This window comes from Achromobacter sp. 1012554356, from assembly GCF_059760815.1.
The window spans coordinates 1-22,246 of sequence record NZ_JCBANC010000007.1 but is presented as its reverse complement, the minus strand read 5'-3'; the positions used below and the strand labels follow the sequence as shown (position 1 = coordinate 22,246).

At 66.2% G+C, this 22,246-nt stretch carries 20 protein-coding genes; 10 read left to right on the top strand and 10 right to left on the bottom strand.

Annotation, left to right across the window (positions count from 1 at the left end):
* The first annotated feature begins 39 nt into the window (after window positions 1-39).
* The 10 genes from fliI to fliR all read left to right on the top strand — a co-directional run bounded on the left by fliI (window position 40) and on the right by fliR (window position 7,962).
* Window positions 40-1,467, top strand: coding sequence for a flagellar protein export ATPase FliI (gene fliI, locus AC6LJW_RS04845; protein WP_056570602.1), 1,428 nt, complete (start codon window positions 40-42; stop codon window positions 1,465-1,467).
* The gene (gene fliJ / locus AC6LJW_RS04840) at window positions 1,460-1,912 is read left to right on the top strand and encodes a flagellar export protein FliJ (RefSeq protein ID WP_400520476.1); all 453 of its coding nucleotides are present in this window, start codon (window positions 1,460-1,462) and stop codon (window positions 1,910-1,912) included. The genes fliI and fliJ overlap by 8 nt, the downstream gene beginning before the upstream one ends.
* Window positions 1,913-1,936: 24 nt before the next feature.
* Window positions 1,937-3,328 carry a flagellar hook-length control protein FliK gene (locus tag AC6LJW_RS04835; protein WP_498086643.1) on the top strand — a complete coding sequence of 464 codons (1,392 nt, stop codon included), beginning with the start codon at window positions 1,937-1,939 and terminating at the stop codon, window positions 3,326-3,328.
* 169 nt (window positions 3,329-3,497) lie between these two features.
* Window positions 3,498-4,139 carry a flagellar basal body-associated protein FliL gene (gene fliL, locus AC6LJW_RS04830; RefSeq protein ID WP_056570237.1) on the top strand — a complete coding sequence of 214 codons (642 nt, stop codon included), beginning with the start codon at window positions 3,498-3,500 and terminating at the stop codon, window positions 4,137-4,139.
* 2 nt (window positions 4,140-4,141) lie between these two features.
* Window positions 4,142-5,149: a flagellar motor switch protein FliM gene (fliM, locus tag AC6LJW_RS04825; protein WP_056570235.1), complete on the top strand. Its 1,008-nt coding sequence runs from the start codon at window positions 4,142-4,144 to the stop codon at window positions 5,147-5,149.
* A complete protein-coding gene (gene fliN / locus AC6LJW_RS04820; protein ID WP_056570233.1) occupies window positions 5,142-5,690 on the top strand; it encodes a flagellar motor switch protein FliN in 549 nt (182 codons plus the stop codon). The genes fliM and fliN overlap by 8 nt, the downstream gene beginning before the upstream one ends.
* Before the next feature lie 11 nt (window positions 5,691-5,701).
* The gene (fliO, locus tag AC6LJW_RS04815; protein ID WP_056570231.1) at window positions 5,702-6,025 is read left to right on the top strand and encodes a flagellar biosynthetic protein FliO; all 324 of its coding nucleotides are present in this window, start codon (window positions 5,702-5,704) and stop codon (window positions 6,023-6,025) included.
* A gap of 34 nt (window positions 6,026-6,059) precedes the next feature.
* Window positions 6,060-6,851 (top strand): flagellar type III secretion system pore protein FliP, encoded by a 792-nt coding sequence (gene fliP, locus AC6LJW_RS04810; protein ID WP_369818995.1) that lies wholly within the window; start codon window positions 6,060-6,062, stop codon window positions 6,849-6,851.
* 18 nt (window positions 6,852-6,869) lie between these two features.
* Entirely contained in the window at window positions 6,870-7,139 is a 270-nt protein-coding gene (gene fliQ / locus AC6LJW_RS04805) for a flagellar biosynthesis protein FliQ (protein WP_056570227.1), read from the top strand.
* A gap of 34 nt (window positions 7,140-7,173) precedes the next feature.
* Window positions 7,174-7,962 carry a flagellar biosynthetic protein FliR gene (fliR, locus tag AC6LJW_RS04800; protein WP_056570225.1) on the top strand — a complete coding sequence of 263 codons (789 nt, stop codon included), beginning with the start codon at window positions 7,174-7,176 and terminating at the stop codon, window positions 7,960-7,962.
* A gap of 57 nt (window positions 7,963-8,019) precedes the next feature.
* Here fliR and AC6LJW_RS04795 read toward each other — a convergent pair whose 3' ends face one another.
* The 10 genes from AC6LJW_RS04795 to AC6LJW_RS04750 form a co-directional block, all read right to left on the bottom strand.
* Window positions 8,020-9,615 carry a methyl-accepting chemotaxis protein gene (locus tag AC6LJW_RS04795; protein WP_498086642.1) on the bottom strand — a complete coding sequence of 532 codons (1,596 nt, stop codon included), beginning with the start codon at window positions 9,613-9,615 and terminating at the stop codon, window positions 8,020-8,022.
* A gap of 548 nt (window positions 9,616-10,163) precedes the next feature.
* The gene (locus AC6LJW_RS04790) at window positions 10,164-11,888 is read right to left on the bottom strand and encodes a methyl-accepting chemotaxis protein (RefSeq protein WP_056570221.1); all 1,725 of its coding nucleotides are present in this window, start codon (window positions 11,886-11,888) and stop codon (window positions 10,164-10,166) included.
* A gap of 133 nt (window positions 11,889-12,021) precedes the next feature.
* The gene (locus AC6LJW_RS04785; RefSeq protein ID WP_056570214.1) at window positions 12,022-12,489 is read right to left on the bottom strand and encodes a hypothetical protein; all 468 of its coding nucleotides are present in this window, start codon (window positions 12,487-12,489) and stop codon (window positions 12,022-12,024) included.
* Between the two features lie 29 nt (window positions 12,490-12,518).
* Window positions 12,519-14,384 (bottom strand): methyl-accepting chemotaxis protein, encoded by a 1,866-nt coding sequence (locus tag AC6LJW_RS04780; protein ID WP_427988100.1) that lies wholly within the window; start codon window positions 14,382-14,384, stop codon window positions 12,519-12,521.
* 101 nt (window positions 14,385-14,485) lie between these two features.
* Window positions 14,486-16,339 carry a methyl-accepting chemotaxis protein gene (locus AC6LJW_RS04775; protein ID WP_498086641.1) on the bottom strand — a complete coding sequence of 618 codons (1,854 nt, stop codon included), beginning with the start codon at window positions 16,337-16,339 and terminating at the stop codon, window positions 14,486-14,488.
* A gap of 141 nt (window positions 16,340-16,480) precedes the next feature.
* Window positions 16,481-17,740 (bottom strand): flagellar hook-associated protein FlgL, encoded by a 1,260-nt coding sequence (gene flgL / locus AC6LJW_RS04770; RefSeq protein WP_056570208.1) that lies wholly within the window; start codon window positions 17,738-17,740, stop codon window positions 16,481-16,483.
* 46 nt (window positions 17,741-17,786) lie between these two features.
* Window positions 17,787-19,460, bottom strand: coding sequence for a flagellar hook-associated protein FlgK (flgK, locus tag AC6LJW_RS04765; protein ID WP_056570207.1), 1,674 nt, complete (start codon window positions 19,458-19,460; stop codon window positions 17,787-17,789).
* Window positions 19,461-19,533: 73 nt separating this feature from the next.
* Window positions 19,534-20,511: a flagellar assembly peptidoglycan hydrolase FlgJ gene (gene flgJ, locus AC6LJW_RS04760; RefSeq protein ID WP_056570206.1), complete on the bottom strand. Its 978-nt coding sequence runs from the start codon at window positions 20,509-20,511 to the stop codon at window positions 19,534-19,536.
* A 5-nt stretch (window positions 20,512-20,516) separates the two neighbouring features.
* Window positions 20,517-21,653 (bottom strand): flagellar basal body P-ring protein FlgI, encoded by a 1,137-nt coding sequence (locus tag AC6LJW_RS04755; RefSeq protein ID WP_056570204.1) that lies wholly within the window; start codon window positions 21,651-21,653, stop codon window positions 20,517-20,519.
* A gap of 3 nt (window positions 21,654-21,656) precedes the next feature.
* Window positions 21,657-22,246 (bottom strand): flagellar basal body L-ring protein FlgH (locus tag AC6LJW_RS04750; RefSeq protein WP_498086640.1); only part of this gene is annotated, 590 nt, incomplete at its 5' end.

Genomic DNA, 22,246 nt, shown 5'->3' with positions numbered 1-22,246 from the left:
GCCGCAGCCGCTTCCGCGGCGGCCAAGCCGACCGCGCCCGTGCTCGACCGCTGGCAGACGCAGCTGGAGATCGGCTCGATCCGCGCGGCGTCCACCGATCCTTGGCTGGTCAGCGGCAAGATCACGCGCGCGACCGGCCTCGTGCTGCACGCCACCGGCCTGCGCCTGCCCGTCGGCGCCGCCGCCCGCATCGAGATTGCGCGCGGCCACGACCATTGGGCAGACGCCGAAGTCGTGGGCTTTGACGGCCACACGCTGTACCTGATGCCGCAGGCCGACATTTCCGGCCTGCCCCCCGGCGCGCGCGTCGTGCCCGGTGAACCGCCCGTGCAGCGCCAGATTCCGCTGCCGCGCAAGGCCGAACTGAACGGCAACGCCAAGCCCCAGCTTGGCCGCCACCTGCCGGTCGGCAACGCGCTGCTCGGCCGCGTGCTGGATGGCGCCGGCCGCCCGCTGGACGGACTGGGTCCGCTGACGGGCGCCGAACTCGCTCCCCTGTCGGCCCAGCCCATCAATCCGCTGTCGCGCGCGCCCATCGACACGGTGCTGGACACGGGCGTGCGCGCCATCAACGGTCTGCTGACCGTCGGCCGCGGTCAGCGCATGGGCCTGTTCGCCGGCTCCGGCGTCGGTAAATCGGTGCTGCTGGGCATGATGGCCCGCTACACCAAGGCCGACGTCATCGTCGTGGGCCTGATCGGCGAGCGGGGCCGCGAAGTGAAGGAATTCATCGAGCACAACCTGGGCCCCGAAGGCCTCGCGCGCTCGGTCGTGGTGGCCGCGCCGGCCGACGTGTCGGCGCTGCTGCGCCTGCAGGGCGCCGCGTATGCGACCCGCCTGGCCGAGCATTTCCGCGACCAGGGCCTGGACGTGCTGCTGATCATGGATTCGCTGACCCGCTACGCGATGGCGCAACGGGAAATCGCGCTGGCCATCGGCGAACCGCCCGCCACCAAGGGCTATCCGCCGTCGGTATTTGCCAAGCTGCCGATGCTGGTGGAACGCGCGGGCATGGGCGCGCCGGGTCCGTCCGGCAAGGCGGGCTCCATCACGGCGTTCTATACCGTGCTGGCCGAAGGCGACGACCAGCAGGATCCGATCGCCGACTCGGCGCGCGCGATCCTGGACGGCCACGTCGTGCTGTCGCGGCACCTGGCCGAATCGGGCCACTACCCCGCCATCGACATCGAAGCGTCGATCTCGCGGGCGATGACCTCGCTCATCACGCCGCAGCAGTTCTCGATCGTGCGCCGCTTCAAGCAAAGCCTGTCGCGCTACCAGCGCAATCGCGACCTCATCGCCGTCGGCGCCTACGCCGCCGGCAACGACCCGCAGCTGGACGACGCCATCGCGCGCTACCCGCGCCTGGAAGCCTTCCTGCAGCAGGACATCGGCGAGAACATCGGATACGAAGACGCCGTCAATCAATTGCGAGCCAGTTTCGAATCACGGGACACCTATGCCTAGCCAACTGCCTCTGGACATGCTGATCAACCTGGCCAAGGAGAGCACGGACGAAGCCGCCCGCCTCCTGGGCCGGCTGACCGCCGAACGCAGCAATGCGCAGCGCCAGCTTTCCATGCTGCACGACTACCGCCAGGACTACCTCGAGCGCCTTCAGACGGCGATGACGAGCGGCATGGCGGCCAGCGACTGCCACAACTATCAGCGTTTCATCGGCACGCTGGACGACGCGATCGGCCAGCAGCAGGGCGTGCTGCGCCAGGCCGAGGACAACCTCGCTAAGGGCCAGCTTTACTGGCAGCAGGAAAAACGCAAGCTCAACTCCTACGATGCCCTGGCGCAGCGCGAGCAGCGCGCCCAGGCCCTCGTGGATTCGCGCCGCGAACAGCGCGCCAACGACGAATACTCCGCCCGTCTGGTCCAGCGCCAGGCCAGCGGCATGCATTAAGCAGTTCCACACAGGAAGCCCAAGATGACCGCTCCCCTGCCCTTGCCTTCGCTTGCACCGGCCGCCCCGACGTCGATGAACGACGTGCTTGGCGCCAAACCGGCTGCCGCGAACAAGAAAGACAAAGGACCCTCCTTCTCGGACGTGCTGGCTCAGCAACGTCCGGCGCAGCAGCGGCCCAACCAGGCCGCCGACGCCCGTCCCGCAAACGGCAACAGCAAGACGCCGTCCAAGGACGGCAAGGCCAGCGATCCCGCCAGCACGGCCGAAGGCGCTGCCGGCGGCGCCATCAATGATGCAGTGCAAAGCGCCGCGCAGGCCGAAGCCGGCGCTCTCGCCGTCGCCGCGCAGCAACCGGTGGCCGCGTCCGACCTGCCGCAACAAGCCCTGGAGATCGCGGCCCAGGCCGCCGAGCAGGTGCAGCTTGCGCGCGGCAATGCCGCTGCGACCGCCACCGCCATGAACCAGGGCGCTGCCGTGCTGACGGCCGCGCTGAACGCCGCCGACACGCTGGTGCCGCAGGCCGCGCTACAGGCGCAGACGCCGGTGGCCGCGACCGCCGGCCAGGCGCAGGCCGCGGCAGCGCAAATCGCCCGCGAAGCCGAAGCCGCGCTGCCGGTGGTCACCGCCGCCGTCAAGCCGGGTTCCGCCCCGCTTGCCCAGACCCCCATCGACCCCAAGGCAGCGGTCAAGACCGACGCCTCGAAGGCCGCGCCGGAACTGCCCCTGCCGCGCGTCGCGCGAGATGTGCCCGCGGATCAAAAAGAAGGCGCACCCGCGCTGCCCGCCCACATGGCCGACGAAGAGCAGCCCGACCTGCTGGCCGGCACGACCCCGCAATTCCAGGCGCCGCAGCATGGCGCCAACCCGCAGGAGGCGCTGGCCCACGCGCTGGCCGCCGCCACGCAGCGCCAGGCGCTGCCGGTCGTCAACCAGGCCGCCATCGCGCAGCCGATCGTTCCCGTCGTCATGCAAGTGGCCACCCCGGTCGGCGCCACCCACTGGGGCACCGAGCTCGGCCAGCAGATGGTCATGATGAGCAGCAACGTGCGCCAAGGCATGCAGACCGCCGAACTGCGGCTGGATCCGCCGGACCTCGGTCCGCTGCGCGTCAGCCTGAACCTGGCGGACGGCGTGGCCACCGCCTCGTTCGTGTCGGCGCATGCGTCGGTGCGCCAGGCGATCGAAGTCGCGATTCCGCAGTTGCAGCAGGCGCTTGCCCAGGCCGGCATCTCGCTGGGCCAGACCAGCGTCGGTGAACAGGCCGCGCAGCAGGAATTCGCGCAGCAAGGCGGCAACGGCTCGCAGCGTCAGCAAGGCGGCGGCGCCGCAGTGGCGGACGGCGGGGCGGATGCCGCCCAGCCCGCGGTGACGGTGTCGCGCAATGCCAACGCGCTGGTCGACACGTTCGCGTAATGATCCGGCGGCCCGTATCCGGCAACGGATGCGGGCAGTGCAGCAATAGCTTGAGATACGCGGCTTTCGCCCTGTTTTTCGCCTCCAAGCGGCGGCGTGAATTCGGGCAGAATGCTTTCATCCACTAAGAATCCGTTTTCACCAGCGGCAAACACGCATCGAACTCCAGATGGCGACAATCAAACCCATTCCCGCGCCGGCGCGCGGCGCGTCCTCCGGCGGCATCGGCCGCATTCTTCGCCCGCTGCTGGCGATCCTGGTGCTGCTGCTCGTTGCCGCAGCCAGTGCGGGCGCAACCTGGTTCATCACGCAGCGCCTGCAGCAACCGCAAGGCGGCGCTCCGGTGCAGCTTGGCGTCGGCCAGGTGCCTGGCGGCCAACCCGGCCAGCCTGGCCAACCCGGTCAGCCGGGCAGCGTGCAAGGCCAGCCCGGCCAAGGCCCGCAGGCCACGCCGACGACCTTCGTCGCGCCGTCCGCCACCCCGATCGCCGTTCCCGCGCCGATCTTCGTGCCGATCGAAGCCTTCACGGTCACGCTGCAGAACGCGGACACGGAACGCATCATGCACGTTGGCCTGACCCTGCGCGTCAGCGACGAACATACCCGCACGCGTCTGGAAAAGTACATGCCGGAAGTGCGCAGCCGCATCCTGATGGTCCTGTCGTCCCAGTCGCCCACTGCCGTGCAAACGCAGCAAGGCAAGAACGACATGGTCGCGGCCATCAAGCAGGCAGTGAACCGTCCCTTCTCGCCCCTGCCTGACGGCCAGTACGTGACCGACGTGCTGTTCACGGCGTTCGTGGTGCAATAAGCATGGCCTACGAGGCGTTTCTTTCGCAGGACGAAGTCGATGCGCTGCTGGCTGGCGTCACCGGCGAGAGCGATAGTAAAAAGGAATCCGACGGCCAGAACGCCGGTGCGCGCGCCTACGACCTGAGCTCGCCCGAGCGCGTCGTGCGCCGCCGCATGCAGACGCTGGAGCTCATCAACGAGCGGTTTGCGCGCAACATGCGCAACGTGCTGTTGAACTTCATGCGCCGCAGCGCCGACATCACCGTCGGCTCGATCAAGATCCAGAAATACGCGGACTTCGAGCGCAACCTGCCTGTTCCCAGCAATCTGAACATGATTCAGATGAAGCCGCTGCGCGGCACGGCGCTCTTTACCTATGACCCGAACCTGGTGTTCCTGGTCATCGACAGCCTGTTCGGCGGCGATGGCCGCTACCACACGCGGGTCGAAGGCCGGGACTTCACCACCACCGAACAGCGCATCATCCGGCGCCTGCTCAACCTGACCCTGGAAAGCTACGGCAAGTCCTGGGACCCCGTCTATCCGATCGAGTTCGAATACGTCCGCTCGGAGATGCACACCAAGTTCGCCAGCATCACCGGCAACAACGAAGTGGTGGTCGTCTCGTCGTTCCACATCGAATTCGGCGCGACCGGCGGCGACCTGAACATCTGCCTGCCGTATTCCATGATCGAGCCGGTGCGCGATCTGCTGACGCGTCCGCTGCAGGAAACCACGCTCGAGGAAGTCGATCAGCGCTGGTCGCAGCAGCTTTCCCGCCAGGTGCGCAGCGCCGACATCGACGTGGTCGCGGAATTTGCCCGCATCCCGTCGTCGATCCGCGAACTGATGAGCCTGAAGGTCGGCGACGTCCTTCCGGTCGACGTGCCTGAAACCGTCATCGCCCACGTCGACGACGTGCCGCTGATGGAATGCGGCTACGGCGTCTTCAACGGCCAATACGCCCTGCGCGTACAAAACCTGTTTACCCACGATACAGAACCCAACGAGGCCTCTGACCATGACTGACAAGAACGAGCCCGGCACTGGCTCGTCCCCGGCCGACGACTGGGCCGACGCGCTCGCCGAACAATCCCGCGCCAACCCGCCCACGCAAGCCGACGGTCTGAAGCCGCAGGACGACTGGGCCGCCGCGATGGCCGAACAGGCCGCTGCACCCGAAGCAGCGGCGCCTGCTCCCGCCCCGGCGCCGGCCCCGGCTCCCGCCGCGGCACCGGCTGCCTCGGCATCGGCCGCCGCGTCCGTGTTCAAGCCGCTGGCCGGCGCCACGCCCGGCCAGGGCACCGACATCGACCTGATCATGGACGTACCCGTCCAGCTGACGGTTGAGCTGGGCCGCACCCGCCTGACCATCAAGAACCTGCTCCAGCTGGGCCAAGGCTCGGTGGTGGAACTGGACGGCCTGGCCGGCGAACCGATGGACATTTTCGTCAACGGCTACCTGATCGCCCAGGGCGAAGTCGTCGTCGTCGAAGAAAAGTACGGCATCCGCCTGACCGACATCATCACCCCGTCCGAGCGGATCAACCGCTTGAACAACCGTCGTTGATCCCTGGCGCCATGACCGAACCTGCCCTGCTGCGCGTCATCATCGGTCTTGTGCTGGTGGTGGCCGCCATTCTGGCCGCCGCGTGGCTTGCCAAGCGCGCCGGACTGGTCCAGCGCGGCGGCGGCAACGTGCTGCGCCAGGTTGCCAGCATGCCGGTCGGTCCGCGCCAAAGCGTCGTCGTCGTCGAGATCGAAGACACCTGGCTGGTGGTGGGCGTTGGCCCGAACCAGCTCACCACGCTGCATACCCTGCCCGCCGGCCAGTTGCCGGAGGGTTCGCCTCTGCCCACGGCCGCTTTCGCGGCCAAGCTGGGCCAGGCACTCAAGCGCCGCTAGGGCTGTACGCCCCGGCGCGAATCAAGCGATACCCATGAGTTTGCCTTCTCGCACGTCTACCGCCCGCGCCGCCCAGCGTGCGCTGCCCATGCTGGCTGCCGCCGCGGTGCTGGGCCTGGCCTTCTTCCCGGCCGGCGTCGTGGCGCAGGCCACGCTGCCCGCGCTGACGGCCACGCCGGGCGCGAACGGCTCGCAGACCTACTCGCTCAGCATGCAGACCATGCTGCTGATGACGTCGCTCTCGTTCCTGCCGGCGGCGCTGCTGATGATGACGGGCTTCACGCGCATCATCATCGTGCTGGGCCTCTTGCGCAGCGCGATGGGCACGGCCATGTCGCCGCCCAACCACGTGCTGATCGGCCTGGCCCTGTTCCTGACCTTCTATACGATGTCGCCGGTGTTCGACAAGATCTACACCGACGCCTATAAACCCTTGTCCGAAGGCACGATCCAGTTCGAGGCCGCGGTCGAACGCGCCGCGAATCCGCTGCGCACCTTCATGCTGCACCAGACGCGCGAGAACGACCTGTCGCTCTTTGCCAACCTGGCCAACCAGCCCGCGCTGGAAGACCCCTCGCAGGTGCCGATGCGCATCCTGGTGCCGGCCTTCATCACCAGCGAGCTGAAGACCGCCTTCCAGATCGGCTTCACGATCTTCATTCCCTTCCTCATCATCGACCTGGTGGTTGCCAGCGTCCTGATGGCGCTGGGCATGATGATGGTGCCGCCCGTCACCGTGGCGCTGCCGTTCAAGCTGATGCTGTTCGTGCTGGCCGACGGCTGGAACCTGCTCATGGGCTCGCTGGCCCAGAGCTTCTACCAGTAACGCGGAAAGGAGATCGCCATGACTGCCGAAACCGTCATGACCATGACCTACCAGGCGATGAAGATCGTTCTGGCGATGGCCGGTCCGCTCCTGCTCGTCACGCTGGCCGTGGGTCTGGTCATCAGCATCTTCCAGGCCGCCACGCAGATCAACGAAATGACGCTGTCGTTCATTCCGAAGCTGCTGGCCATGTGCGGCGTGCTTGTGCTGCTGGGTCCGTGGCTGATCGGCGTCATGGTCGACTACATCCGGCAACTGATCGGCCAGATCCCCATGCTGGTGTCCTGAGCGGCGCCCGCCGCGGGACAAGGGTTGCCACGCCATGTTCTCTTTCACGCTCGAGCAGCTCAACGGCTGGATCGGCCAGTTTCTCTGGCCGTTCGTGCGTATCCTGGCGCTCGTGGCGACCGCGCCGCTGTTCTCCGAATCGCTCATTCCCGTCAAGGTCAAGATCGGCCTGGCGTTCGTGCTGGCAGTGGCCATCAGCCCGGCGCTGGACGCCATGCCGCCTGTCGCGCCCGGCTCCTACGCCGGCCTGTGGATGGTGATGCAGCAGGTGCTGATCGGCATCGCCATGGGATTCACCATGCGCATCGTCTTCGCGGCGGTGCAGACGGCGGGTGAATTCGTGGGCCTGCAGATGGGTCTGTCGTTCGCGTCGTTCTTCGATCCCAGCTCGGGCGCCAATACCGCCGTGCTGTCGCGCATGTTCAACATTGTCGCGATGCTGACCTTCCTGGCGCTGGACGGCCACCTGCTGGTGCTGGCGGCGCTGGTGCGTTCGTTCGACACCCTGCCCATCGCGATGATCCAGCTGCACCAGAACGGCTGGGGCGCGGTCGTGGAATGGGGCAAGACGGTATTCGTATCAGGCCTGCTGCTGGCGCTGCCGCTGATCTGCGCCCTGCTCACCATCAACCTGGCGATGGGCATCCTGAACCGCGCGGCCCAGCAGCTTTCCGTGTTTTCGGTGGGCTTTCCCGTCACGCTCATCATCGGCGTGACGGTGCTTGCGATCGTGCTGCCCCACGCCGGCCCCTTCCTGGAATCGCTGTTTGAATCGGGCCTGACGGCGATGAGCCGCGTCGTGGACGCGCTGGCGGGCCGATAGTTTCGCCACGTTGCCGGCGGCCAGCGGCCGGCAACGCGTTCAACCGGCCGCCGCCTGTCAGTGCTGCCCCACCACGCGGAAGACGCGGATGGTCTCGCGCAGCGCGCCGGACTGATCGCCCAGTTGCATCACCGCCCCGCCCAATTCCTGCACGAGCGCCGTGTTCTGCACGGTCATCACGTCCATCTGCGAGACGGCGGTATCCACCTGCTCGATGCCGGTCGACTGTTCCTGCGAGGCGCGCGAGATCTCGCCGATGATGGCCGTGACGCGGTGCACGGCGTCCACGATCTCCTGCATGGTCGCGCCGGCCTGTTCCGCCTGGGCCGAGCCTTCGGTCACGCGATCCACCGAGTCTTCGATCAGCGTCTTCACTTCCTTGGCGGCCTGCGCGCTCTTTTGCGCCAGGCTGCGCACTTCGCCCGCCACCACCGCAAAGCCTTTGCCGGACTCGCCGGCCCGGGCCGCTTCCACCGCCGCGTTCAGCGCCAGGATGTTGGTCTGGAACGCGATGCCTTCGATGATGGTGACGATGTCGGCGATCTTGCGCGAGCTGTCCGAGATGCCGTGCATGGTGTTGACCACCTGCCCGACGGCCACGCCGCCGCGCCGCGCCACGTCCATGCTGCTGGCGGCCAGATTGTTGGCTTGCCGCGCGTTGTCGGCGTTCTGGCGCACGGTGGACGTCAGTTGCTGCATGCTGGCGGCCGTCTGCTGCAGCGAAGCCGCCTGCCCTTCCGTGCGGCCGGCCAGTTCCTGGTTGCCGCGGGCGATGTGCACCGCGGCGTGCGTCGTACCCTCGATGCCGCGATAGACGTCCTGGGCGATGCCGATCAGGCTCTTGCGCATGACCTCCAGCGAAAACTTCAGGCTGCCCACCTCGTCATCCGAGTCCGGCACGATCTGCGTGGTCAGGTTGCCGGCGGCAACCTGGCGCGCCATGTTCGCGGCGTCGAGCATCGGACCCAGCAGCGAACGCGACAGGCTCCAGCCCATCGCGTAGATGGCGACGATACCCAGCCCGATCGCGCCGCAGCCCAGCGCCGCGCCCCACGGGCTCAGGCCGGCCCAATTGGCATGCAGGCCATACGCCCCGGCGGCGCCGACGATGGCGGACGACAGCGTGGCGTGACGCAGCATGCGGTTGCGCACGCCGGGCTGAAACGGGAACGCCAGCACGTCCAGGCCGCGGCGCCAGCCCGCGCGCACGGGCCGGCCGCGCAGGATGCGTACGCCCTTGGCCGTGCCCTCGCGCATGCGCGCGTAGAGGTCTTCGGCCATCTCGATCTGTTCTTCCGACGGCCGCACGCGCACCGACGAATAGGCCACGACCTCGCCGTTCTCGACGATGGGCGTGGCGTTGGCCAGCACCCAGTAGTAGCCCCCATCCTTGCGGCGGTTCTTGACGACGCCCAGCCACGACTCGCCCGCTTCCAGGGTCTCCCAGAGGTCCGCGTAGGCTTCCGGCGGCATGTCGGGATGGCGCACGATGTTGTGCGCCTTGCCGATGAGTTCGTCACGGGAAAAGCCGCTGACGTCGACAAACGCCGGGTTGGCGTAGACGATGCGGCCCTTGGTATCCGTGCGAGAGATCAGATACTGGTCCTCGCGCAGCTTGGTTTCCACATTGGTGACAGGTAGATTGACGCGCACGTTTTGTCTCCAGCTGGCGCCCGATCCCCCGGCCACCATCGATTACTGTGTTTTCGTCCTGAAAAATCAGGCGTTGACATTATTTACGGTCATAAAGCGGAAAACTTAACGTGCTTATGATTTGAGTCAACGCGCATATAACTTGTGGATATAAAACAAGCCCAACCCGGAGGGCATGTATTTGTTCGGGACGGTGTCTGACACCCGGGTGGCGCGTCATCGGCATGTGGCGGCAATTCGGTGGGTGTCAGACACCTTGGCTCATTCCAGGTGTCTGACACCCGCCAGAGAAGACCGCCAAGCTGATGGAATGCCGCATGGGTGTCTCGGGACGGTGTCTGACACCCGGGTGGCGCGTCATCGGCATGTGGCGGCAATTCAGTGGGTGTCAGACACCTTGGCTCATTCCAGGTGTCTGACACCCGCCAGAGAAGACCGCCAAGCTGATGGAATGCCGCATGGGTGTCTGACACCGTGCCAACGAGCGCAAAAAAAAACCGCGCCCGATCCCGCGTCAGCAGGATCGGGCGCGGCTCGGATCAAGACGATCAGTTCAGCGACGGTGCGGCATAGCCACCGAGCTGGTGCGCCGGGACTTCGATGACTTCGCCAGCGTTGATCTTGAACACAGCGACCGCTTCGGCCAGGCGCTGCGCCTGTTCCTGCAGCGAGCCGGCGGCGGCCGCGGCCTCTTCCACCAGTGCCGCATTCTGCTGCGTCACTTCGTCCATCTGCGACACGGCGCGGTTGACCTGGTCAATGCCGCTCGACTGCTCTTCGGACGCCGCCGAGATCTCGCCCATGATGTCCGTCACGCGTTTGACCGAGGCCACGATTTCCTGCATCGTCGCGCCGGCGCGTTGCACCTGCTGCGAACCCGCACCCACCTTGGTCACGGAATCCTCGATGAGGCCCTTGATCTCCTTGGCGGCTTGGGCGCTACGTTGCGCCAGCGAGCGCACTTCGCCCGCCACCACCGCAAAGCCCTTGCCCTGCTCGCCCGCACGGGCAGCTTCCACCGCGGCGTTCAGCGCCAGGATGTTGGTCTGGAACGCGATGCCGTCAATGACCGACACGATTTCCGAGATCTTGCGCGAGCTGGCAGAGATGCCTTCCATGGTGTTGACCACTTCCGACACCGCCGAACCGCCGCGCTCGGCCACGTCCGACGCGCTGGCCGCCAACTGGTTGGCCTGGCGGGCGTTGTCCGCGTTCTGCTTGACGGTCGAGGCCAGCTCTTCCATCGATGCGGCGGTCTCTTCCAGCGAGGCGGCCTGCTCTTCCGTGCGGCTGGACAGGTCCGTGTTGCCGGCCGAGATTTCACGCGAACCCACGGTGATCTCGTCCACGCCACGGCGTACCGTCGACACGGTGCGCGTCAGGCTTTCCTGCATGCGCTTGAGCGCGGCGAACAGCTGGCCGATCTCGTTGTGCGAACGCACTTCCACGCGGCCCGTCAGGTCGCCGGCGGCAATCTTGTCGAAGTGCTGACCCGCTTCGACCAAGGGACGTACCACCAGGCGGCCGAACAGGATGCGGGCAAGCACCATCAGCAGCAGCGCCAGCGCAACCGCCACGCCCACGGCGATCATGGCCAGGTTGAAGTTCGCCTCGGCCTGCTCGATCGTTTCGCGCTGCTGGTCGGCGATGTACTTGTCGAATTGGCCGATCGCCTCGATGAAGGCGGCGCTGCGGGGCGTGCCGTATTCGTTGTTCACCATGTAGAACGTCGAATAGTCTTCGCTGCGCAGGGCTTCAACCATCGTGTCCACGCCGTCGTCGATGTACGAGCGATAGCGGCGCACGAGGTTCATCGACAGCTGGCGGCCAGTGTCGTCCTCGAGCATGTTCTTCTGGAAGTCGGCGAAGCGGCTGCGCACGCCGGTCAGGAGATCCGTCGCGCCCTTGAGCGAAGCGGCCGCGTCACGCGCGGAGTTTTCGCCGCTGCCCCAGCCGGATTCCTGCAGGTGGCGGGCGGCCACCATCAGGCTCACGCGGGCGCGCAGCATGTCGCTGTTGATGATTTCGACCTGCTTGGCGCGCGCCGTCAGGGCGTTGACCTCGCGGATCGATTCATAGTTGCTTTGCAGAAAGTACGCGGCCAAGCCGCCCACCGCCGCAATCAGCAGCGCGAAAAACGCCATCACCCACAGCAGCATCGTGCCAACGCGGGCATCGCGCAGCCTCAGTTTGCGCTTGACCTTGGGTGCGCGCGCGGCTTTTTTCTTGCCGGCCTTGCCGGCTTTGCCCCCGGATTCGAGACTCGCTTCCATTTATTTCCCCATCCCTCAGAACTGCTCTGACCAAATGAAAAACCACCCTGTGGACACGCCCTGTTACACAGGGTATGCACTCAGGGCGACGAACATCGGGCTTGACGCCCGATGTCTTCTGCCGAACCGCAGGCTATTTGCCCTGCGGCGCCAGACCGGCCGGTTCGCCCGGGCCCGGAATGTAGATGGTTTGCACCTCGGGCTCCGTCGCAGGTTGTGCCCAGTCCTGCGTCAATGCAGGCGCGGGGGCAGGTCCCAGCAACTTCTGGCGTTCCCAAGGTTCCAGCAGAATATTGGTGCTGTCGACGAGCCGCATCAGCCGCCCATCGGGGCCGAACTGCAGCAGCGCTTCCTTACGGCTGTACAGGCCGTCGGTGACAAAGGTGATTTTGTGGGACCAAAGCACCAGCACGGTGCCGTCGCTCTGTTTGAACTGTTGGGCAGGCGGGGCGGTCAGCGCGCGCGCGGCCTCTTCCATGGTCGTCTGCCCGGGCGTCAGGGTCGACAGCTTGCTCGGGTCGAAGTTGTGACCCGTTGCTGCACAGCCAGCGACAAGGGCCGCAAAAGCGGCCGCTGCCAGAAGATGTAGATAACCTCGCATACCCTGCCTATTTGCCGGCAACGCCGGCGTCAGAAAGATTCCCAATCGTCGTCCGAAGGCGCCTGCCGCCGGCTTGCGGCCGGTGCTGGCGCGGGCTTCGAAACGTCCTTTGCCGCGGGTGCCGGACGCGTCGCCGCGGGCTTGCGCGGCGGGCGCGCTGCCGAGGCGCCGGCGGCCGGTTCCGGCTTGGCGCGGGCAGTGTGTGTCAGGCGCACAGCAGCGGCTGGCTTGGCGGCCGGCGCAGCGGGTTGCGGTGCAACCTCGGGCGCGGGCGCGGCCACGCGGGCGGCCGGCCGATGCTGCTGCGCCAACTGGCGCGCCGGCACTTCGATGACTTCGCCTGCATTGATCTTGAACACGGCCACCGCTTCTGCCAGGCGCTGCGCCTGGTCCTGCAGCGAGCCCGCGGCGGCCGCGGCCTCTTCCACCAGCGCCGCGTTCTGCTGCGTCACTTCGTCCATCTGCGCGACCGCGCGGTTGACCTGATCGATGCCGCTGGACTGCTCGTCGGACGCCGCCGAGATCTCGCCCATGATGTCCGTCACGCGTTTGACCGACGCCACGATCTCCTGCATCGTCGCACCGGCGCGTTCAACCTGCTGCGAACCGGCGCCGACCTTGGACACCGAATCCTCGATCAGGCTCTTGATTTCCTTGGCGGCCTGGGCGCTACGCTGCGCCAGCGAGCGCACTTCGCCCGCCACCACCGCAAAGCCCTTGCCCTGCTCGCCGGCACGCGCGGCTTCCACCGCCGCGTTCAACGCCAGGATGTTCGTCTGAAACGCGATGCCGTCGATGACCGACACGATTTCCGAAATCTTGCGCGAGCTGGCCGAAATGCCTTCCATGGTGCTGACCACTTCCGACACCGCCGAGCCGCCGCGTTCGGCCACGTCCGACGCGCTGGCCGCCAACTGGTTGGCCTGGCGCGCGTTGTCCGCGTTCTGCTTCACCGTCGACGCCAATTGCTCCATCGATGCGGCGGTCTCTTCCAGCGAAGCGGCCTGCTCTTCCGTGCGGCTGGACAGGTCCGTGTTGCCGGCCGAGATCTCGCGCGAACCGACGTTGATTTCGTCCACGCCGCGGCGCACCGCCGACACGGTGCGCGCCAGGCTTTCCTGCATGCGCTTGACGGCCGCCATCAGCGCGCCGATCTCGTTGGTGGAATTGACGTCCACCCGCACGGTCAGGTCGCCCGCGGCGATCTTGTCGAAGCTTTCGCCCACGGCGCGCAGCGGACGCAGCACGACGCGGTTCATGAACAGGAACGCACCCAGCGACACCACCAGGATCAGCAGCGCCAGCCCGATGTAGACGTAGGTCATCATCGACGCCTGCGCGCGCGACGAACTCACCATCTGTTCGCTGAACGTGTTGATGTTGGCGGCGAAATCGGTGAGCTGCTTGAAGAACAGACCGCTGGCGGCGCCCGCCTGGGTGTTCTTGATCGACAGGTAGGTCGCGGCATCGCCCTTGTCCAGGGCGGCCATCATGCTTTGCAGGGAACCCGAAAAGCCGTTGAAGGCGGACAGCAGTTCGCCTTCCGAAGCCTTGCCGATTTCGGTCGTCTTCGGAATCGCCTTGAAGGTCTCCATCTTCTTCTTGGCGTCCGCGATCAGCTGCTGGACGGTGCGCGAGTTTTCGGCAGCGCCGCTCGTGTCGCCTGCGGCGCGCTGGGCGGCGGCAATGTCGGCGCGCACAGTGGCGCGCAGCATCTGCGTGTACGAATCCTTGATCAGGTTGCTCTGCTGAACGCTCAGAGAATCCAAGGTGTTGATCGCCCGGGCGTTGGACTGCATGCTGTTCCAACCCAGGACGATGGCAACGAGCGCGGCCAATGCAACTGCCAGCTGGGCCAGCATCAAGCCGGTGCGCACCTTCAGATTGCTAAACATTTCCGTAGTTCCGGTAATCGTGCTGGCGGCGCTTCGTGGCTGTCAGCACGTAAAAGGGATTTTCTCTACTGCCTGTTCAATGCATTGGCGGAACGGGTCCGTCAGAAAGACTCCCAATCGTCATCCGAGGGCGGCGGACGACGCGAGGCGGGCTTGGGCGCCGCCGCGGTCACGTCCGCGGCATCGGCGGCGCGCGGGGCCGGCCGGCGCAACGGGCGCGCGGCGGTGGCGCCCGCCGGCTTGGGCCGGGCGACCTGGGTCAGACGGGGTGCGGGCGCGGCCTTGGCGGCAGGCTCGGGCTGCGTGGCCGGCGCGGCGGCAGCTTCCTGCGCGGGCTTCGGCGCGGGCATCAGCGGCGCGCTGCGTTGCTGCGCCAACTGGCGCGCGGGCACTTCGATGACTTCGCCGGCGTTGATCTTGAACACGGACACGGCTTCGGCCAGGCGCTGCGCCTGTTCCTGCAGCGAGCCGGCGGCGGCCGCGGCCTCTTCCACCAGCGCCGCGTTCTGCTGCGTCACTTCGTCCATCTGCGACACCGCGCGGTTGACCTGGTCAATACCGCTGGACTGCTCTTCGGACGCCGCCGAGATCTCGCCCATGATGTCCGTCACGCGCTTCACCGAGGACACGATCTCCTGCATGGTGGAGCCGGCGCGTTCGACCTGTTGCGAACCCGCACCCACCTTGCTTACGGAGTCCTCGATCAGGCCCTTGATTTCCTTGGCGGCCTGGGCGCTGCGCTGCGCCAGCGAGCGCACTTCGCCCGCCACCACCGCAAAGCCCTTGCCCTGCTCGCCCGCACGGGCGGCTTCCACCGCGGCGTTCAGCGCCAGGATGTTCGTCTGGAACGCAATGCCGTCGATGACCGACACGATTTCCGAGATCTTGCGCGAGCTGGCAGAGATTTCCTGCATCGTGCTGACCACTTCCGACACCGCCGAACCGCCGCGCTCGGCCACGTCCGACGCGCTGGCCGCCAACTGATTGGCCTGGCGGGCGTTGTCCGCGTTCTGCTTCACGGTGGACGCCAGCTCTTCCATGGACGCCGCGGTTTCCTCGAGCGAGGCCGCCTGCTGCTCCGTGCGGCTGGACAGGTCCGTGTTGCCCGCGGAAATTTCACGCGCGCCCAGGTTGATTTCTTCCACGCCCCGGCGAACAGTCGCCACCGTGCGGGTCAGGCTTTCCTGCATGCGCTTGATCGCGCCGAACAGGTGGCCGATCTCGTTGGTGCTGCGCACTTCGATGCGGCCAGTGAAGTCGCCAGCGGAAATTTTCTCGAAATGATCGCCAGCCTCGTGCAGCGGACGCAGCACGGTGCGATTGATGAAGATCCAGCAGCCGAGCGCCAGGACCAGGGCGATGGCAAGCAGCACGATGGTGACCGTGCGCGAAATGTAGTGGTCGGCTTCGGCCTGCACGACGAGATCGTCGGTGCGGGTGTCCACGAACTCCAGCACATTGTTGACGGCTTCGCGGAACGCGGTGTTGGCAGCGCTGCCGGCGTCATTCAGATCCAGGTACTCCTGGATGGAAAGATTCGCCAATGCGGCGGCCTGGCGCTTGTAGACGTCGTCGAACTGCTTGTAGGCGACCTCGAGCTTCTGGACGAGTTCATCGGAACCCTGCAGGCGCGGCGCCTTGCGGAACGCGTCCAGCGACCGGGCGCCTTCAGCCATCAGCTCGTTTGCCCGCTTGGCCTGCGCGTTGGACTGCTCCGTCTTGCCCTGCTGCATGTCCATCAGCGAAGTGGCAAGCAGCAGGCGGCCGCGCAGAAAGGCGTTATAGCCGCGATGCAATTGCGTCGCCTGATTCGAATAGGCGTCATTGACCCGTTCCAGCTTGTCGTTGCTGGAATTCAATCCCATCCACGCCACACCGTTCGAAATGAACATGGCGCCCGTGAAGAGCAACAGCACCAGGATGATGCAGGTGCGAACTTTTAAATTACCAAGCATGAAATATCCGAGCGTTAAGCAACGAAGAACGACACAACCTACCCTATACGCACTACGGACGCCCCGGCCCTTGGCCGGCAGCGTCCGAAAAGTGCGCCACCCGCGGCGCACGCAAGCGGCGCCGCGCTGAAAGCTACCGCATCACTTGCGGCTGAACAGGCTGGAACCCTGGATGGTCATGAACGCGGCCGAGGCCGCCTGCAATGCCACCTGGCGCAGTGCGAGCTGGCTGGCGCCGGCGTAGTAGTCCAGGTCTTCCAGATCCGACAGCGACTTCGAGTACGACAGGCCCTTCTGCGAGCCGGTGGCGTCCAGCGCCTCCAGTTCGTTCAAGCGCGCGCCCACAGAGGCGCCCACGGTCAGGACGTTGTCGTAGCTGGACGCCAGCTTCTTGTTCGCCGTCGCCAGTTCGTTGTTCAGACGGGCCAGCGCCTTCTCATCGCCCGCGATGGGCGAATCCAGCACCTTGATGAGGTTGTCCAGCGTGTTGAACATGTCCACATCGGCCGACTGAATGCTTTCAACGTCGATCACGTCGCCGTTCTGCGGCGTGCCCTTGACCACCACGGCGACACCGCCGAAGTCGATGCTGGAGCCCGGCGTGTATTGGGTCGGACCGGCCGGCGGCGCGGGCGAGGTCACCGGCGGCACGGGCGGGTTGGCGGTCGGGTCGGTCGTGATGACGCGATAGCCCATGTTGCCCGTGGCGGGATCCGATTCGAATTGCAGGCTGAAGTTCTTGCCGATATTGGGGCTGCCCGGCGTGACCGAGACGGTGCCGAACTGCGCGGTGCCGCCGTTGGTCGGCGCGGCGGTGCTGACGTAGGCGGTCGAACCCGGATTGGCGCGGCCGAAGATGTCGCTGCCCAGGTCGCTGGTGGACAGTTGGCGCGATTGGTCGACCTGCACGGTACGCTCGCCGGTGGCGCCGCTGTAGACGATTTTGCCGGTGGCATCCTGCGCGTAAGGCACGACGCCGCCTTCGTAGCCCGAGAACAGGTACTGACCGTTGCCGTCGGTGCTGTTGGCAAGGCCCAGCAGCGCGTCGCGGGCGCTCTTCAGCGCCGTCGACAGGGCCTGGCGGTCGCTGTCGGCGAACGTGCCGTTACCCGCCTGCACGACGCGGGTGCGCACGTCTTGCAGCGCGACGGTGATCGAGTCCAGGACGTTGGCTTCCTGCCCGAGGTTGGTCTTGGCCGTGTTGCGGTTCAGCCCGTACGTCGTGTTCATGCTCTGCGTCTGCGCGACGCCGATCGACAGGGATGCCGACAGCGGATCGTCCGCGGGCGAGAGGAACTTGCGGCCGCTGCCAACCTGTTCGACCAGGCGATTCATGTCGGATTCCTGAGCGAGAACGCCGCTCAGTCCGTTCGAGTACATCATCGTGGTGCTCAGACGCATGGTGCAGCTCCGTAATGCTTTCTAGTATTCACAGTCAACGTTCTGATCAGCCGCGCAGGCCCAACAGCGTGTCAAAAATGGTGCTTGCCACATCGATGATGCGGGCGCTGGCCTGGTATTGCTCCTGGTACAGCGACAGGCTTACGTATTCTTCGTTCAGGTTCACGCCCGACACCGCCTGCTGAGCCGCGGTCGTCTGCTTGACCAGGTTGACCTGCGCAGTGGCGGCCGTCTTGATCTGCTGCGTCTGCACCCCGACGGTGTTCACGACCTGCGCGAACATGTCGTTGATGCTCATCGTGCCGTGGCCCAGCACCTTGCTGGTCTGCAGCTGCGCCAGCTTCAGGGCGTTCTTGCCGTTGGCGTCGCCGCCGTCCGCGTCCGCCGCGGCAACCTTGTCGGGATCGGTGATCAGGACGTTGATGTCGCGGGCGGCATCGCGCGTGGGCGACAGCGACCACTTGTCGCCGGCCTGGGGCGGCGCATTGATGGTCAGCGTCAGGCCCATCTCGCTTTCGAGGTTCAGCGTGGCGGTGGGCGGCGTGCCGGTGGCCGGGCCGTTGTAGACCTGCGAGCCTTCCGGCATGCGCACGACCTGGTAGTTGGTGCCGTCGAACGAGATCTCGTAGTCCTTGGCATTGATGTTTGCCAGGTTGGTGAATTCACCCGAGATCTGCGCGTTGCTCTTGTTCTGCGTGTTCGGCACGCCCTGGGGCGAACCGATGCCGAAGAAGTCCGTGCCCGGATTGCCGCCCTGGTCCAGACCCTGCTTGTGCTGGTCATTGAACGACAGCGCCAGACCGACGGCCATCTGGCCGAGCTGGTTCTGCATGACGTCCAGGGACGAGGCGCGGAACTGCAGCAGCCCGCCCAGCTTGCCGCCGGAGATTTCCGTGTCCTTCATTTCGACCGCGATGGTCTTGCCGGTGCCCGCGGGCAGCGTGTAGGCAATGACCGTGCGGCCGGCGTCCGCGGAGGACGGCACGGCTTGCAGCGGGTAAATCGTGTTGCCCGACAGCAGCGACTGGCCGCCCTTCGTGAGCGAGATGCTGATCTTGTCGCCCTGCTCGTACGTCGTGATGCCGATGAGCTGGTTCAGTTCCATGACGGCCTGATCGCGCTGGTCGAGCAGGTCGTTGGGGGGGCTGCCGCCAGCCTTGCCGGCCGCGACGGAAATCTGTTGATTCAGGTCATCGATACGGGTCAGGTAGCTGTTGACCTGTTCCACCGTGGTGCTGATCTGCGAGTTCAGGCCTTCACGCTGCTTCTGCATCTCCTGGTAGGCCGAGCGGATCTGCGTGGTCAGGCTGTTGGCCTGGCCCAGCAGGTCGGCGCGCGCGGCGGGATCCGCCGGCTTGCTGGCCACCGTGTTCATGCTGGTGAAGAAATTGGTCAGACCCGGGGCGATGCCCACGGTGCGGTCGGAGAACAGGTTGTTGATCTGCGAGACCTGGTCGAGCTGGGCCTGGAGCTGCGCGCCGCTGCCGGTTGCGCCGACGAGCTGCTTGTACAGGAAGCTGTCGTAGCTGCGCACGACGGTGTCGACCTGGACGCCGCGACCGATGTAGCCGTTGGCGGTCGCTTGCGCGCCCGCCGTCGAGGTCATGACGCGTTGGCGGTTGTAGCCGACCGTGGTGGCATTGTTGATGTTATGGCCGGTGGTGGCCAGGCCGGCTTGCGCCGCGTTCAACCCGCCCAATGCCGTTTTGTACAAATTCATGCTGACAATGCCCCGTATGTAACCGCAGCTGTTATCTCTGGATACCCCGTTTACGGCAGGGGATCACCCAAATTTAGAGTCCTTCCAACATCCGGCGCGAATTTTCCACGTTGGATGCCGCGCCCCGCAGCTGACCCATGATGCCGATGAGCTTCTGGGCGTAACGCGGGTCCGTCGCGTAACCCGCGTCCTGGATCCGGCGGGCCGCCTCGACCTCGTTGCGGGCCGTCGTCACGCTCTCGTAGCGCGGGCTGTTGCCGATCAGGCGGGCGTAGTCGGCGAACGATTCCTCGTACGACGCATAGGCCCGGAACGGCTGCGTCACCTTGCGGGCGACGCCGTCTTCGTATTCGGTGGTCAGCACGTTGACGACCTTGCCCTTCCAGCTCGCACCGGCCTTGATGCCGAACAGGTTGAAGCTGGTGCTGCCGTCCTCGTGCTTGATTTCACGCTTGCCCCAGCCGGACTCCAAGGCCGCCTGGCCCATGATGAGACGGGCCGGGACGCCGCTCTGCTGCGACGCCAGGTTGGCCGCGCGCGACATCTTGGACACGAAGTCGACCACGTGTTCGGGCGCGCCTTCGGCGGCGGCCAGCGCACGGTCGGCCGGCCGGTTGTTGCGCATCACGTTCAGCAGCGCCGACACTTCACGCGAGCCGCCGGTCTGGAAGTCCAGATCGCCGCCCTGCCCGATGCGCTTGACCGATTCGTCCGAAATCTCGCCGGGCTTGCCCTGCTGCATCTGCGCCAGGATGGCCTGGGACAAGCCAATGCCGGGCGAGGCCAAGTGCAGGGCCAGTTGCTCGTCCGCCATGGACTGCAGCATCTGCGTCTGCTGGGAGTCGAACAGGCCTTCCTTGGGCGTGGCCTCGCGCATGCGCTTGACCATCATCTGCAGGAACAGCGCCTCGAACTGCTTGGCGACCTGTTTCTGCTGCTCGGTGCCGGCGGGATCCTTCTTGACGTCGCGCTTCAGGTCCGACAGGCGGCCCATGTCAAAGACCGAATCCTGCCGGGTGTTGGTGCGTCCCGCGTCGCTGGTATAAGCCATGGCCGTCAGATGATTTCAAGTTCGGCGCGCAAGGCGCCCGCGGTCTTCATCGCCTGCAGGATGGCCAGCAGGTCCTGCGGCGTGGCGCCCAGGGCATTCAGGCCCTTGACCACGTCGGCCAGGTTGGCGCTGGTGCTCACGCGCTGCAGCGAGCCGTTGTCCTGGCGCACTTCGATCTGGGTGTTGGGCACCACCACTGTCTGACCCTGCGTGAACGGCGTGTCCGGCTGGACCACCTCGTTCTGGCGGTTGATGATGACGGACAGGTTGCCGTGCGCCACGGCGGCCTCTTCGATCATGACCGTGCGGTTCATGACGACCGAGCCGGTGCGGGCGTTGATGATGACCTTGGCGACGGTGGGTGCGCGCGCGACCTGCAGGTCTTCCATCTGCGACAGGAAGCGGGCCTGCGAGCCCTGCTCCATGGGCGTGCGCACCTGGATGACGCGGCCGTCCAGCGCCGTGGCGGTTCCCTGCCCGAACTTGCGGTTCAGGGCCGTCGCCACGTTCTGCGCGGTGCCGAAGTCGGTATTGTTCAGTTCGACATGCACGTAGCCGTCGCGCGCGAACGTGGTGGGCACGCCGCGTTCGACGATGGCGCCCGCGCTGATGCGGCCGCCGTTCAGCTGGTTGATCTGCACGCTGGAACCGCCCGCGGATGCACCGGCGCCGCCAACCAGGATGTTGCCCTGGGCAATGGCGTAGACCTGGCTGTCCGCGCCCTTGAGCGGCGTCATCAGCAGCGTGCCGCCGCGCAGGCTCTTGGCGTTACCCATCGAGGACACGACCACATCCAGCGTCTGGCCGGGCCGCGCGAATGCGGGCAAGGTGGTCGTGACCATGACCGCGGCCACGTTCTTCAATTGCATGTTGCTGCCGGCGGGCACAGTGATGCCCAGCTGCGACAGCATGTTGGTCAGGCTTTGCTGCGTGAAAGGCGTCTGGCGCACCTGGTCGCCGCTGCCGTCCAGGCCCACGACCAGGCCGTAGCCGATGAGCTGGTTGCCCCGGACGCCCTGGATGCTTGCCAGATCCTTGAGCCGTTCGGCGTGCGCCGCGCCGGCGCCCGCGGCCAGCCCGACGGCCACGCACACCCGCGCCAACAGGGACAGCAAGGTGGATATCGGAGTCTGTTGTTTCATGATTTAGAACGGCGAAGCGATCAGGAAGAAGCGTTGCAGCCAGCCCATGGTCTGGACTTCGTCCATGACGCCCTTGCTGCGGTATTCGATGCGCGCGTCAGCCACTTGCGTGGACGACACGGTGTTCGTGCCCGTGATGGAGCGCGGATCGACCACGCCGGCAAAGCGCACGTACTCGCTGCCGCGGTTGATGGCGATCTGCTTTTCGCCGGCGACCTGCAGGTTGCCGTTGGACATCACGCCCACCACCGTGGTGGTGATGGTGCCAGTGAAGGCATTGTTGGCGCTGCTGTCGCCCTTGCCCTGCGACACGTTGCCGCCATTGGCCTCGGTGTTCAGATTGGCGTTCGCCCAGCTGTCCATGAAGGACGGCGCCGCAGCGATGCCCAGCGTGGCCGAGCCGGTGCGGTTGGTGTTCGTCGCCACGTTCTTGGACGCGTTGGTGCGTTCGTTCAGCACGATGGTGACGATATCGCCCACATTGCGCGGCCGGCGGTCTTCGAACAGCGGGTAATTGCCGTAGGTCGTGGGCTGGTAAATGGAGCCCGTGGGCTGCGCCATCGGCATCGGCGGCGGCGGCGGGGGCCGCCGCG

Excerpts from the sequence above, each read along its gene's own strand:
- fliJ (WP_400520476.1), top strand. The coding sequence starts at position 1,460 with ATGCCTAGCCAACTGCCTCTGGACATGCTGATCAACCTGGCCAAGGAG.
- AC6LJW_RS04835 (WP_498086643.1), top strand. The coding sequence starts at position 1,937 with ATGACCGCTCCCCTGCCCTTGCCTTCGCTTGCACCGGCCGCCCCGACG.
- fliL (WP_056570237.1), top strand. The coding sequence starts at position 3,498 with ATGGCGACAATCAAACCCATTCCCGCGCCGGCGCGCGGCGCGTCCTCC.
- fliM (WP_056570235.1), top strand. The coding sequence starts at position 4,142 with ATGGCCTACGAGGCGTTTCTTTCGCAGGACGAAGTCGATGCGCTGCTG.
- fliN (WP_056570233.1), top strand. The coding sequence starts at position 5,142 with ATGACTGACAAGAACGAGCCCGGCACTGGCTCGTCCCCGGCCGACGAC.
- fliO (WP_056570231.1), top strand. The coding sequence starts at position 5,702 with ATGACCGAACCTGCCCTGCTGCGCGTCATCATCGGTCTTGTGCTGGTG.
- fliP (WP_369818995.1), top strand. The coding sequence starts at position 6,060 with ATGAGTTTGCCTTCTCGCACGTCTACCGCCCGCGCCGCCCAGCGTGCG.
- fliQ (WP_056570227.1), top strand. The coding sequence starts at position 6,870 with ATGACTGCCGAAACCGTCATGACCATGACCTACCAGGCGATGAAGATC.
- fliR (WP_056570225.1), top strand. The coding sequence starts at position 7,174 with ATGTTCTCTTTCACGCTCGAGCAGCTCAACGGCTGGATCGGCCAGTTT.
- AC6LJW_RS04790 (WP_056570221.1), bottom strand. The coding sequence starts at position 11,888 with ATGGAAGCGAGTCTCGAATCCGGGGGCAAAGCCGGCAAGGCCGGCAAG.
- AC6LJW_RS04785 (WP_056570214.1), bottom strand. The coding sequence starts at position 12,489 with ATGCGAGGTTATCTACATCTTCTGGCAGCGGCCGCTTTTGCGGCCCTT.
- AC6LJW_RS04780 (WP_427988100.1), bottom strand. The coding sequence starts at position 14,384 with ATGTTTAGCAATCTGAAGGTGCGCACCGGCTTGATGCTGGCCCAGCTG.
- AC6LJW_RS04775 (WP_498086641.1), bottom strand. The coding sequence starts at position 16,339 with ATGCTTGGTAATTTAAAAGTTCGCACCTGCATCATCCTGGTGCTGTTG.
- flgL (WP_056570208.1), bottom strand. The coding sequence starts at position 17,740 with ATGCGTCTGAGCACCACGATGATGTACTCGAACGGACTGAGCGGCGTT.
- flgK (WP_056570207.1), bottom strand. The coding sequence starts at position 19,460 with ATGAATTTGTACAAAACGGCATTGGGCGGGTTGAACGCGGCGCAAGCC.
- flgJ (WP_056570206.1), bottom strand. The coding sequence starts at position 20,511 with ATGGCTTATACCAGCGACGCGGGACGCACCAACACCCGGCAGGATTCG.
- AC6LJW_RS04755 (WP_056570204.1), bottom strand. The coding sequence starts at position 21,653 with ATGAAACAACAGACTCCGATATCCACCTTGCTGTCCCTGTTGGCGCGG.